This is a genomic window from Natrinema halophilum (genome assembly GCF_013402815.2).
Taxonomy (GTDB): Archaea; Halobacteriota; Halobacteria; order Halobacteriales; family Natrialbaceae; genus Natrinema; species Natrinema halophilum.
On record NZ_CP058601.1, the window covers coordinates 1,407,677 to 1,420,600 of the forward strand.

The following is a 12,924-nucleotide window of genomic DNA, read 5'->3' on the forward strand; positions in this document are numbered from 1 at the left end:
CTAGTTCGTGGAAAAACGACTCATAACTGGTTCGACCCTGGGATATGCTCATATTTCCCCACAAAATCTGATGTTGCGATCGGAACATCATGCTATCGTAAAATTCGTATTATACAATCTAAATACGGATAGATTGTGTATATTTATGTACTGATGGGAAGAATGTCTGTAAATTGTAGCTACGGTGGCAAGAAAAAGTTTATGTTCGTAAGGCGGAGTTGCATAGGTGTATGGCGCAGAACCCCCGTACGTCCGAGACGGATTCCACTCCGACTACAGGCCGTAATACCAAATTTACACGCCGTAACTACGTTCGCTCGCTCGCCGCGATGGCGACGGCGACGACCGCACTCGGCGGAGCCGGTTCGGTAGCGGCCCAGGACGACTACGAGGTTATCGAAGCCCAGGGACAGACGATCACCCTCGACGCTGGTGAAACCTGGGAGAACAAGCTCATCGATATGACGACCGGTCAGGACATCGTTATCACCGCCCACAGTAGCGACTGGACGGTTCGCAATATCGGCTTCAAGGGCGAGAACACGTCCGGGACCGGCTCTGCCACGTTCGGAATCTCCGATACGGCAGGTGGCACGTGCACCGTCGAGAACGTCTATCTCGGTGACGGTTCGAGCACGGGTAACAACAATCCGAACGGCCACGGCCAGACCGCGTTCTGGGTTGCCCCCGATCACTCCGGGCACATCGACTTCTCGAACGTAAACATCCAAAAATTTGCTGACAACGCAATCTACGGCTCCGCACCCGGGACCAACGGGGGCGGCACGATCCACATCGATAGCAGTTTCGCCGCGAACTGTTACGTCTCTCACTTCCGACTGGCCACGGAAGGCAGCAAAGTCACGAACTCGAGCGTGTACGTCGACGGAAGCGAAGGGTACGCCGGCCGCGGCATCTGGGGCTGGGCCCCAGGAGCGATCGAGGTCAAAGACTGTCAGATCGAGATGAACGGCCACAACACCGCCATCGACGCCGGTGCCAACGGGAAGCCGACCCAAGTCGTCGTCGAGAACTCCGACTACGACGATCAAGCGGGCATCGCCGAACACGCCGGTTCGAACGTCAAACTCGGAGACGATGTCGGAACGAACCCCGATGCCGTCATCCCCGAAGGCGTCCCGACGTCACCCGAAGAAGCCGCCTCGGGAACTGAAACGAAGTGAGAACCCCGACACGTTTTTCTGGTTGAAATCGATTCCGCTGACGTTTCTCTCCACAACCGACGTCCCCGCTGACGTTTCTCTCCACAACCGACGTCCCCGCTGACGTTTCTCTCCACTAACCGACGTCCCCGCTGACCAACGGCATCCTCAACCCGGTTTTCACCGACGGTTCGTTCGTCCCCTCTGAGCGACTCCCCGTTCTCCCCGTCTTTTCTCTCGTTCGAGCGGCGGCTCGTCGACTCGAGTATCGACTATCCACTCCGGGGGACACGACGTTTCCTGAACCGCTTCGGAATTCCGAAACCGTTCTTGCCGTCTCGGCGTGGAGTAATAACCTATTACCGGCCGTCGGCGACCCGCAGATTATGTAGCCAGGACAGCCCTCGACCGTGATTTGTAGGCTAATACCTGATTACCAGCGACCGAAATTGAACTGTCGACATATAATACTTCATGACCTATAATCACTCATTCTTCTATAATTAGTACAGATAGTATCTACAGTCTGTAAATTTTAAGTGTAGAGATGGGGAAAGTTTATACCGTTAGTACCGGATTACCCGATTGCATGGCACGCGACTCTTCGGTACGGAATGACGAGTTGAACGCTTCCGGGAACGAGGAAGCTGGAGATAACGGCGGTAATAACGGGTTACTGCACCGGCGATCGTACATGAAGCTAGCTGGTGCGACGACGGCTGCCGCGACGCTCGCGGGAACTGCAAGCGCCGGGACCGATTACGACGTCATCGAGGCACGCGGACAGACTGTCCGCATCGGAAGCGGTGAGACATTCGAAAACAAACTTATCGACCTGACGACCGGCGAGAGCTTTCTGCTCTACGTCGAGGGTTCGAACTCCGTCATTCGGAATGTCGGGTTCAAAGGCCTCTACCGGGGAGATTCGTTCATGATCGCGATCAATGCAGGCCCGGGCGACGTACTCGTCGAAAACGTCTACCTCGGTGACGGAGCAACGAAAGAAGGCTCGAGCTTCGTACACGGCCCCGGTGGAGTTTTCATGCACAAGGGCAGCGAGGCGGATCTTACCTTCCGCAACTGCAACGTCCAGGGGTACCCGAACAACGGATTTTACTGCTCCAACACGCCATACGGCGGCAGCGTTCGTTTCGAGAGCTGTTTCGGCAAGAACAACGGCGTGACCACGTTCCGATGTGGCAGTGAGGACGACGAAATCGTCAACTGCGTCGCGTACAACGACAACACAGACTACGGCCGCGGCTACGGCGGCTACGGCGAGACGAACGGCCGCCCCGTCTGGGTCTGGAACGGCGGCACCGTGACGATCCGCGATTCGCACTTCGCTGACGGACCCTATCCGTATTCGATGGTCGCCGGCGCGAACGGTTCCCCCGGTAGCGTCGAATTCCAGAGCGGCGGTATCAGCGGGCAGATCCGACGCGCGAACGGGTCGACGGTCTCCGTTGCTAGCGACGTCTCGAGCGAACCCGACCTTTCGATCCCCGAGGGCGTCCCGACGTCTCCCGAAGCCGCTGCGGCGGGTAGCGAAACGACGGACTTGAGCGGCGGGTCCGACAGCGACCAGTCAGACGACGAGAATCCCCAGCTTCCGAACGTCCTCCTCGTCGACGGCAGTCCGTCCGATGCGACCCGGTACGAATTCAGCGTCGACGGCGAAATCGAACACTCGAATTACGAGGGAGCATCGATCGACGACGAGGACACAATCGACGGCACCGACGTTTCCGGTAGCGTCGCCGACTGGAAGGATGCCTTCCGATTCGACGGCGAGCTAACCGATCTCACCGTGGATGGGCCCGGATCGGTACTGGTCAACGGCGAAGCGGTCGATCCCGCCGACTACGGCCAGCAGCTTCCCCACGTCCTCGAGATCGCGGGTCGTGGCACGCCGACGAGCTACGAGATCACGGTCGACGGGACGATCGAACTCGTCTCGAACGACCAGCCGAAATCGGAGGCGACAGTCATCTCGGGGACGACCGTGCAGAGTTCGCTTACGGACGGCAGTCAGACCTTCCGGTTCTCGGGGGCACTGACGGACGTGACGTTCACCGACGGCGCGGCTGACGTTACCCTCGACGGCGAGTCGATCGATCCGAGCGAATACGGCGACAACCAACTGCTGCCCCACGCCATCGTCATCGACGGCGTCCAGGCCGACGGGCCGAGTACGTACTCGTTCGAAGTCGACGGAACGGTTGTCCAATCGGCCTTCCAGAACGCCTCTATCGACGACGAAGACGTGATCGAAGGTCAGGCGGTTCGCGGTGCCGTCGGTAACTGGCTCGACGCCTACTGGTTCGACGGCGACATCGCCGACTTCCACCTGCGCGGCGACGCCGCGGTCGACGTCCAGTACAACGCACGCGACCAGTAACGGGATTCGATTTTCTCTCCTCAACCTCGGCAGTCCTGCCAGCGGCGGCTCTTCACGCGTTCGATCTACGGGTAGGGTTTCTCAGCGACGAGTTCCAGCGAGAGACGATATCGTTTCATACCATTACGGTAGGGACATTGTACTATCGGTACGAGAGTAATAACAAACTAATTGATACGCTTGTGTTGGTGTATGGACATTGGGTTCTATCACGACGCTGCGGGCACTCGCCACGCTGGAGGCATTGCAGTGTACACCCAGCGAATGGCGGCCGAACTCAGCAAGAGACACGACGTCACGCTGTACACCGGCAGTGGCGAGATCGCTCCCGTACTGTCCGACTCCGACGTTACAATCGTCGAGACCCCATCGTTCCGCGATCATCCGACGCGCTGGCTCGACCCGTTGAATCCGCTGGGTGCGCAAAACCGGGAGAAGTTCCTGATGACGCTGTGGGCAGCGCGAAACGACGTGATCGACCACATGAACGATCACCTCGACGTCCTCTGTACGTACCAGTTCCTCGACGATCTCCTCCTCTCGAACCTCGTCGATATTCCAACGCTCCATACGTTTCACAGGGCGTCGTCCGTCAGTCCCGCAGCCTGGGTCCGAGATCGACTTTCGCAGACGGACCTTCTCGTCGCCAACTCCGACGACACCGCCCGTCAACTCACCGAGGCGTTCGACTACGACTTCGAGGGGATCGTTTACCCGGGCGTCGATCTCGATCAGTTCCGACCCGGCGTCGAACCCGCTTTCGAGACGGACCGGCCTGCAATCCTGTTCGTTGGGCGGCTCGTGGAATCCAAGGGAATCGACGACCTGCTCGAGGGAGTGGCAGCCCTCGACGTGGATCAGGAAGTCCACTTCGTCGGCAGGGGAGACCACGATCGAATCCGTCAACGAGCGACACGTCTCGGAATCCACGATGACGTCGTCTGTCACGGGGAAGTCCCTCATCCGGACCTGCCGGCGTACTATGCAGCTGCGGACGTATTCTGTCTCCCGAGCCACACTGAGAGTTTCGGGCTGGTAAACGTCGAAGCCATGGCCTGCGGGCTCCCGGTCGTCACGACCGATCTCGAGGGCATCAAAACCTACCTTTCCAACGGCGAGAACGGCCTGCTAACACAGGTCGGCGACCCCCAGGACCTCACGGATAAGCTGACTATGCTCCTCGAATCGCCCGCGCTACGGTCGCGTCTCGGCGAGCAGGCACGAGCGGACGTACAGGATTTTTCCTGGACCGCGCAGGCACGGCATCTGGAACGAATCTGTCGTAACGGACTCGAAACAGTCACAGAGATCGATCGGCCGTCGACGGTCCCGGCCCGAGCGGACACAATATAACGGTCGGAGCTAGATACCACGACCTCGATTACCCCCTCTGAACCGGCAGCCGAGTGCGGCGGTATCTCGTCTCGATGCTCCCGCCGGCGGCCAGACGGATCGGTGTCGCCAGAGAGGACGGACGAAAACCCGCGTAAAACGGTCTAGTCGCTCCGAACGTTGTACTGGACGTCGACCGCGGCGTCGCCGCGCAGGTGGAAGTCGGCGATGTCGCCGTCGAACCAGTACGCGTCAATTTCGTCGTCGATGCGTCCGGTGATAGAGTTCCCGTCGATTTCGTCGCTGGGATCGATCGATGCGTCTCGGTAACTCGAGGTGATCACCTCACCGTCGACGGTGAACGAATACGACGTCTCGCCGTCAGTGTCCGTGCCGTCGACTACGATTGCGTGGGGCAACAACACCTGTTCACCGTACTGATCGGGGTCGATACGTTGATCGTCGAGGTAGACGTGGGCGGAGCCGTCGAGGAAGGTCACGTCGGTGAGCGCCCCGGAGAATCGGAATCGCTGCGCACCCCGTTCGATCGAACCTTCGACGGTGTTGCCCGACATAACCGTCGCGTACTCTTCTGAGTCGTCACCAGCGACCGTGTCGATCGTTCCGTCGACCGTGATTTCGTAGTTCGCAGACGAGCCGTTGCCGACGAGCGTCAGCACGTGGGGCTGTTCGTCACCGTAGTCGGCCGGATCGACCTGCTCGCCGTTGACGTAGATTCGGGCGTCACCATCGATCGTGAGCTCCTCGAGTTCGCCGTCGAACCGGAAGCCGTCTCGCCAGCCGGCAACGGAACCCGTCACGTGCCCGCTCTCGATCGAATCCTCGTCGTCGATCGTCGCACCCTTGACCGTCGCTTTCTCGGCCGTTCCGGAGACCGTAAATTCGTAGCGTGACCCACCGGACGTACCGACGCCGTCGACCAGCAGCGTGTTCGCGAGGCTCGACTGATCGCCGTTGTACTCGGCGGGGTCGATCACCTCTCCGTTGACCTCGACGCGGGCCGAGCCCTGGCGGAACGCGACCTCGTGGAGATCGCCGGCGAATCGGAACTGGTCGACGTGTGAAGACGTCGTCACCCAGCCCGTTGCGCTCGTCCCGTCGATCGCGTCGTACGTCTCGAGCGGGCCGGCGTTCGGATCGTCGACGAGTTCGTCAGTGGTCTCGACGTAGTATTCCGTCGGCTCACCGGTGCCGGTAACCGTGAGGGTGTTCGACGGCAACTCGTCGCTCTGGCCGTCCTCATCGTCCGCCGGTGGACTGGACGATCCATCGTCGCTGCCGCCGCGTGCGGCTTCCTCGCCGCTTTCCGGACACCCTTCGGGGACGAAGTGTCGGGGGTTCGATCCGTCACCGCGACCGTCATCGGTGTGAACGTTGTCGATCGTCAGGTTGGGATTGCCGTACGTGACGACCGATCCGCCGGTGCCGTTCGTTATGAAGTGGGAATTCCGAATCGTTGCGCCGCCACCGTAGTCGCCCTCCCAGACCCAGGCGTTGCGGTTCGCGGCTCGCGTTCCGCTCTTGTAACTCATGCAATTTTCGATCGACATCCCGCAGTCCCCGATCCGGAAGGCGGTGTGATGACAGTCGTTGCCGTAACAGCTATCCAGTGCGATGGAGCCGCCGTTTCCGTTGTATGCGGGCGCGGAACCGTAGATGCCATTGTTTCCAGGGACGTTGAAAGTAACGCGTTTCACGTCGAGATGGCCGGAGTGATCCGGGTCAACCCAGATACAGATCGAGCGCTCGCTCGCGGGTTGTTCGCCGGTCGACTCTCCGAAGTATATGTTCTCCATGACCGACGTGCCGGAACCCGAGTCGCAGACGCCGAAAATAGTCTCGTTGTACGGAATGGTTCCCGTAAACCCGACGTTCCGGATCGTCCAATTCGTTCCCTTGGCGACGATCAAAATGTCGTTTCGGTCGCCGAAGTCGATGAGTTTGTTCTCCCAGGTTTCACCCGAGTCGATGCGGATCGTCTGTCCGCGCGCCTCGATGACGTCGTACTCGCCGCCGGCCGCACTCGCCGCGGACGCTCCAACGCCCGCGGTGATTGCGGTTGCGCCGGCTAATTTCAGGTACGAACGGCGGTCAATTACACCGTGAACGTCACGTTCGTCGTCGCTAACTGTCGTTTCGGCGGGACTGTCTCTGTCCCGTACCGGTTCGTCGCGTGCCATGCGACCTGACTGAGAACACTACCGAACCATAAACTTTCCTCCCTCGTTATTAGTAAGATTTCGTGATTATAATAATATCGTTACTAACTATTTCTTCTATTAGGGCATATTGTACTGGTTTCTTATATCCAAAACCGGCAGGCGTGATCGTGGGCAGTGCTTCGTACACAATCGTCTCAAATGAGGAAAAGATAGTGACGAGAGGACAACTGTCAGGCTCGAACACCCGAGGCGATACACACGAATCGTGACCTGACGAGTCGCGTGTCGAACATCGATTCTTGACAGTCAGCCGAAGACGGCATCACGACGCGTTTCGAGAACGCTCTGCGAGGAGTGAATATCGTCGATAAACGACGTTAGCGCGAAGAGTCGGTACACGGACGTCCGGTCGTGATCGGCGTTTGCATCGAGAAACGCGTGAAGTTCGTCAGTCGAAAAGACGTCGTCGACGGCCTCACACTGGTCGATCTGGGTTCGGATGCAGTCGACTGTATCCGGTCGGAGCTGTGAATCCGTCTCGAGTCCGTTTATCGACTTGACGATGGGACGGACCGTCTCGAACAAACGGGGATACCGCGATAGTAGATCGTCAACGAACGCGGCTGCACTGTGACGGAGAGACGCGACGGGCACCCCGTAGTCCGGATGAGTCAGCGCTGCAGCGGCGGGCTCGAGTTCCGTGAGAAACGACCGATAGAGATCGTACCGCGCCTTCTGGCTGTCCGGACAGTTCATCGCGTACCGGAAGAAATCGATCGAATAAAACGGCGTCGTACTCCAGAAGAAGAACCGATTGCGATCCTCGCCTTCGAACAGGAAATTGACGGCTCGCTCGTAGACTAGAAAGTGGACGTACGTCGCAGCCGGGTCCGTCTCGGGATACATCTCGAGTCGATCGCGAACGCTCCGGCGGATGGCCGCCGCCGGCAGTCCGGTGATCCGGGAGACCTGTTCGAGCGTGAGAAAGCAGTTCTCTTCGATGATGTAGTCGATCAACTCGGATTCGTCGTCGATCGATCTCGCAGGGGTCAGGTCCGGGAGGACTTTGTCCCCGCCGTCGCCGGTGACGTACGTGAGACCGGCATCGTACTCCGCGCGAAGCTGGCGGAAGAATTCGAGAATGAACGAGGTCAATAGCCCGATCTGACCGTTTTTGGTCTTGACCAAACGGTCGAGGTCAGAACCGTTCGGCGGCCCGACTTCGTAGCGCTGCCACTCGACGTCTAGTTCAGCAGCCAGTTCGCGGGCGATGGCCACGTCCGACGGCGGGACGAATTCGTCGGAGGACACCGTCGCCGCGATCGTCGGAATCCCTTCGGCGTGGTACCCAGCCAGTACCGATCGGGAGTCGAGCCCCCCGCTCAGCGAGATCACGTCGCGGCTACCATACCCCGACCGCTGTCGACACGCCCGCTCGAACCGGTCGACGAGTTCCGTGGCATTTCGTGATCGATTCCGGTCGGCGTACCGTGGCTCCTCGAAGTCGAACCGGTGCAGCGACGTTTCCGTGACCGCACCTCGGTCCGGATCGACGGTAAGTTTCGTCCCTGGACGGAGTCGGTTGGCCCCGTCAACGAGCGTTCGGTCACCCAGCGAGTAGCCAAAGAGCAGACACTGGGCGACGCCCATCGGGTCGAATCCGTCGATCGGCGCTTCGTTGATGAGATATCGGAGTTCGCGTGAGAATAGAAAGGTCTCCCCGTCGTGAAAGTAGTACGCCGGAAGCCGTCCGAGCGGATCGTTGAGTAATCCGAGTCGACCACTGTCCTTGTCCACGGCGACGAGCAGGAACTCCCCGTCAGTCTCCAGTAACCAGTCCGCCAGAAATTCGTCGTCGTCTGCCACGAGGACGTGGTTCGCTACGTCGAGCAATTCACGTTCGACCGACTCCTCGTCTCGATCGTAAATTCGTCCCTCCAGACAGACCCAGCAGTGGTCGTCCTCGACAATTCGAAGGGGGTACTCCGGGTAAGCCGTCGTTCCGACGGAGCAAGATGGCGAATCGAAGACGACCTCGGCCTGATATCGATCGGTGTGTGTCAGCGGCTCGAGCGAGCCAGCGAACGACCGGTCGTCGTGATTCGTGGTTCGGCCAGAGATACCTACCATATCAGTCCTCGAGTGAGTAACCCGTATTGTAATGTTGGCGTTTATCGGCGCAAGTTGCGGGCTACCCGTAGATGTAGTTGTCCGTGGAATTCCGTCCGGAGATGGCTATCTTCAAGCAGCGAGAGAATCCCGCCGTCGTCGGGCTATGCCCGACTGCCTGCGGGATCAAAGATCCCTCTCCGTTCACGCCGGGTGAGGATGTCACTTCTACGCCCCTGTGTTCGGGAATATGCTGGCGCCCTTCGACCTCTGTCGGAGTGGATTCTCAAGAAGACCAGTTGGACCGACGCCTGTACGAGAAGGCTCCCGCGCCTGGAACAGCTGCTGGCACGCGACTGTTCCGGTACTGGATGACGGTCGTCGGGAGCCATTCGAACGTACGGAACCTGGTAATAAAAACCCTTCTCAGCAGTCGAACGACCCTGTTGATCAGCATACGCATCACGATTGGGCGCCCATCTAGAACGGAGAGACGCGTGAGTCGAAGGTGATGGTCCAAGAACGATCGGACCGATGCTGTTGATCGCTCACACGCGGTGATCGTTGGCGCATGGGAACATTGGTGCGTGGGAACATTGGTGCGTGGGAACATTGGTGCGTGGGAACATTGGTGCGTGGGAACAGAGGCGGGACGTTGACATTCACCTCGCGCTTCAGCGCGAGGATTCCTTCGTTGGCCAGCAGGCCGCTCCTGCGTCCCCGAAGGCTCTTGACCAAAACCGAGGGGGCTTCGGCTGTGGTCTGTGGGCGTGCGCGTCGGACCTCGTGAGAGGCGAGATGTGCGTAGGTATCCGTTTGCACCCGACGGGCCGTGCCATCGACCCGACTCGGCCCGAAGGCCGAGTAGCCGTCCGACGCAGGTTGCTTTTTGATGATGGAGACCCCAATCCACCTCCACTTTTCGCCAAACGCATTCAATCAATCATATGCTGTCAAAGATTTACTATCCGTGATTGGTGTCTTTGGTGTCGGATTCATTCCTGCACTGAGGCACGGAGCTTTCACCTTGACTTTTCGTAATGACCGCCAGCAAATCGTAAGCGGACAACGGCAGAACACTATCGACGTAGACTACGCAGAATCGTCGTCAGTGCAGGGTTATTCGATTCGAGATAGTTTGCCGTCCACGTTGCGTTCGCGTCGGTGATTCGTAACGACGTGCATAACCGAAAGGAGGAGAAACGCAGCGATAACTGCGCTCGCGAGGCCGAGCAACGGAGCGGCCGCCAGGACTGGCATCTCGAGGAATGCTGCGCTGAGGAGGAGAGCGCCGATCACGCTGACTCCGGCGTACCATCGGTCCCACCGATCCTGTCGATGCGTATCCGTATCCAGATACATCATCAACAGGTCTGCGTTGTCCGAAAGTGTGATCAGACCACGGTCCTGATCGTATTCGACGATTCCGGCATCGTCCATCTTCGGCAGGTGGGTCTGGTAGAGGGCAACGTAAACGCGTTTTCGTTGATCGGAACTAAGTGCGTTGACTTCAGTATCGTTCTCCCAGGCAGCGATCTGTTCGGCGAGTTCTCCGAGGGTGACCGTTTCGTCTGCATCCAGCAAGTATGCGAGGACTTCCCGGCGACGACGATTCTTTAATAGCTCAAAAATAACGTCCTTCGAAAGACGTTCGTCCTCGTCGGTGTCGGCGACCGATGCGATCTCATCCGGTAACGACGTATCGATCGAGGACATTAGTCTGAACCTCCGGCTGTAAAGGCGCCATTCGAGCTCACTGACCCCTGTGCCTTCCCGTATACGTCGCTGGAGTCTCGGCTCGACGGCGACCGTCGTACGTTCGAACGGCGGGTCGAAATCACGATTGACACACCAGGTTGTACACCAACAGAGATACTCTTAAACACGCCTACGTTTCGCACCGTCTGCAAAGGGGGTACGGAGCATCTTCTCAACGGGGACGTTACGCTAGCCACCTGCCGTCGGCATCGACGGTTGCCGTCGCTCGCGACTCCGATCGGTATTAGTCGATTGTGTGGCTGTATCATCTTCGTACGCCCAGACTGTCGGAGGAAACCGAACGCTGACCGGCCACGGTGGACTGGATGGCACACGGCACTGTTTCTGAACGTTCGATCCGAGCGATATAAAGTCGAACGACAGTTCATCGACGAAAGACGGATTTACGTGATGAACCGGCCATTGATATCATAAATCCTAAAAAACTATCTGCATGTTTCTTGTGCCGTGTGGACATTGACCAAAGTGGGTCGAAACGACCGTTTGACGTTGAACAGTCGTTTCACCCGAACGCGACCGATGGGACACGGTCTCGACGCGGTCTTCACGCATAGTCGCTCGAATTGTGTGAACGATCGCGTCTTTTCTCTCCGTTCTTCTCCGGATGAGACGAACGGAGCAGTAAGTCGGTGTTTCCCCCGAAACCATGTTAACCCCTTACAGTGCCGGCACGGCTTTGTCCAGTACTGATGACGCGGTCTATCATCGATCAAAGCAGCAGCGAATCACAGTCAGAGGAGGTTGAGACTGGTCTGTGCCCCGACTGCGAGACCGACACGGTCGTCCACGATCCGGATCGCGGCGAACAGGTCTGTGAGGAATGCGGTCTCGTCCTCACCGAGGACCCGATCGACTACGGTCCGGAATGGCGGGCGTTTAACGCGCAGGAACACGACGAACTGTCCCGGGTGGGTGCCCCGTTGACGCAGTCGATGCACGATCGAGGGCTGACGACGACGATCGACTGGCGCAACAAGGACGCCAACGGCCATTCGATGTCGGCCGATAAACACGGCCAACTCCATCGGCTCCGCGTCTGGCAGGAACGAATCAGAACGAAAAACGCGGGCGAACGAAACCTCAAGTACGCCCTGTCAGAAATCGATCGAATGGTGAGCGCACTCGGAGTTCCCAAGCCGGTCAAAGAGACCGCAAGCGTCATCTATCGACGCGCACTCGAGCAGGACCTCATCCGCGGCCGATCGATCGAAGGCGTTGCGACCAGCGCGCTCTACACCGCGTGTCGTAAGGAAGATATTCCCCGGAGTCTCGAGGAAGTAACGTCGGTTTCACGAGTCGATCAGCGAGAGATCGGTCGAACCTACCGGTACATCGCGGATGAACTGGACATTAACCTCGAGCCGACGAACCCGCGTCAGTTCGTGCCACGGTTCTGTTCCGAGCTCGATGTCGACAAAGACGTCGAGACGAAGGCCATCGATATCATCGATCGGACGACCGAGCAGGGGTTGCACTCGGGGAAGTCACCGACCGGTTTCGCCGCCGCCGCCATTTACGCCGCCGGTCTCCTCTGTGACGAAACTATCCCGCAACGAGCCGTCGCCGATACCGCACAGACGACCGTCGTCACCGTTAGAAATCGCTATCGCGAGCAACTCGAGGCCATCGACCAGCAGCCGGCTACATGACCGACCGGTCGTCCTCTTCGTAAACCTCCTCGTCTAGCAGCGCATGCAGGTTACTGTACGGAACGAACGCGAGGAACTGGTCGCTACCGTCGTACAGTTCGAGTCCGTTTTCGGTGTGATCGTAGCGTTCGCAAGTGATCTGACCTTCGGGCAGGATTGCACGGTACATGGTAGTTGCAAGGCCGGCCAGACTGATATAGTCACAGCCTCGATACGTGATCCGAACTCCCGGTGAAAAGACTCACGTCCGGCGTGACGTCGAGAAACGGCAGCTCGTTCAGCGACGACGATAGTTCTCCGATGCGACA

Annotated in this window: 8 protein-coding genes; 4 read left to right on the plus strand and 4 right to left on the minus strand. The window is 58.7% G+C overall.

All coding sequences use genetic code 11. From position 1 onward, the window contains the following. Positions 1 to 230 precede the first annotated feature (230 nt). The 3 genes from HYG82_RS27635 (at position 231) to HYG82_RS27645 (ending at position 4,917) form a co-directional block, all read left to right on the plus strand. Positions 231 to 1,184: a hypothetical protein gene (locus HYG82_RS27635; protein WP_179260307.1), complete on the plus strand. Its 954-nt coding sequence runs from the start codon at positions 231 to 233 to the stop codon at positions 1,182 to 1,184. 568 nt (positions 1,185 to 1,752) lie between these two features. After that, positions 1,753 to 3,564, plus strand: coding sequence for a hypothetical protein (locus HYG82_RS27640; protein ID WP_179260308.1), 1,812 nt, complete (start codon positions 1,753 to 1,755; stop codon positions 3,562 to 3,564). A 192-nt stretch (positions 3,565 to 3,756) separates the two neighbouring features. After that, positions 3,757 to 4,917 (plus strand): glycosyltransferase family 4 protein, encoded by a 1,161-nt coding sequence (locus HYG82_RS27645; protein ID WP_179260309.1) that lies wholly within the window; start codon positions 3,757 to 3,759, stop codon positions 4,915 to 4,917. 143 nt (positions 4,918 to 5,060) lie between these two features. Here the strand turns inward: HYG82_RS27645 and HYG82_RS27650 are convergent, their stop codons facing one another. The 3 genes from HYG82_RS27650 to HYG82_RS27660 all read right to left on the minus strand — a co-directional run bounded on the left by HYG82_RS27650 (position 5,061) and on the right by HYG82_RS27660 (position 10,904). Continuing rightward, entirely contained in the window at positions 5,061 to 7,097 is a 2,037-nt protein-coding gene (locus HYG82_RS27650) for a right-handed parallel beta-helix repeat-containing protein (RefSeq protein ID WP_179260310.1), read from the minus strand. Positions 7,098 to 7,385: 288 nt separating this feature from the next. Beyond that, the gene (locus tag HYG82_RS27655; protein WP_179260311.1) at positions 7,386 to 9,209 is read right to left on the minus strand and encodes an asparagine synthase-related protein; all 1,824 of its coding nucleotides are present in this window, start codon (positions 9,207 to 9,209) and stop codon (positions 7,386 to 7,388) included. A 1,098-nt stretch (positions 9,210 to 10,307) separates the two neighbouring features. Next, positions 10,308 to 10,904: a DUF7344 domain-containing protein gene (locus HYG82_RS27660; RefSeq protein ID WP_179260312.1), complete on the minus strand. Its 597-nt coding sequence runs from the start codon at positions 10,902 to 10,904 to the stop codon at positions 10,308 to 10,310. 752 nt (positions 10,905 to 11,656) lie between these two features. On the opposite strand from HYG82_RS27660, the gene HYG82_RS27665 reads away from it, so the two are divergent. After that, a complete protein-coding gene (locus tag HYG82_RS27665) occupies positions 11,657 to 12,616 on the plus strand; it encodes a transcription initiation factor IIB (RefSeq protein ID WP_179260313.1) in 960 nt (319 codons plus the stop codon). Here HYG82_RS27665 and HYG82_RS27670 read toward each other — a convergent pair. Continuing rightward, positions 12,609 to 12,785: a hypothetical protein gene (locus tag HYG82_RS27670; RefSeq protein ID WP_179260314.1), complete on the minus strand. Its 177-nt coding sequence runs from the start codon at positions 12,783 to 12,785 to the stop codon at positions 12,609 to 12,611. The two genes, HYG82_RS27665 and HYG82_RS27670, sit on opposite strands and share 8 nt — an antisense overlap. Positions 12,786 to 12,924 lie beyond the last annotated feature (139 nt).

What these genes read in the sequence shown, in the direction of transcription:
- HYG82_RS27660 (WP_179260312.1), bottom strand. Translation starts at nt 10,904, where the DNA reads ATGTCCTCGATCGATACGTCGTTACCGGATGAGATCGCATCGGTCGCC.
- HYG82_RS27640 (WP_179260308.1), top strand. Translation starts at nt 1,753, where the DNA reads ATGGCACGCGACTCTTCGGTACGGAATGACGAGTTGAACGCTTCCGGG.
- HYG82_RS27650 (WP_179260310.1), bottom strand. Translation starts at nt 7,097, where the DNA reads ATGGCACGCGACGAACCGGTACGGGACAGAGACAGTCCCGCCGAAACG.
- HYG82_RS27655 (WP_179260311.1), bottom strand. Translation starts at nt 9,209, where the DNA reads ATGGTAGGTATCTCTGGCCGAACCACGAATCACGACGACCGGTCGTTC.
- HYG82_RS27645 (WP_179260309.1), top strand. Translation starts at nt 3,757, where the DNA reads ATGGACATTGGGTTCTATCACGACGCTGCGGGCACTCGCCACGCTGGA.
- HYG82_RS27635 (WP_179260307.1), top strand. Translation starts at nt 231, where the DNA reads ATGGCGCAGAACCCCCGTACGTCCGAGACGGATTCCACTCCGACTACA.
- HYG82_RS27665 (WP_179260313.1), top strand. Translation starts at nt 11,657, where the DNA reads ATGACGCGGTCTATCATCGATCAAAGCAGCAGCGAATCACAGTCAGAG.
- HYG82_RS27670 (WP_179260314.1), bottom strand. Translation starts at nt 12,785, where the DNA reads ATGTACCGTGCAATCCTGCCCGAAGGTCAGATCACTTGCGAACGCTAC.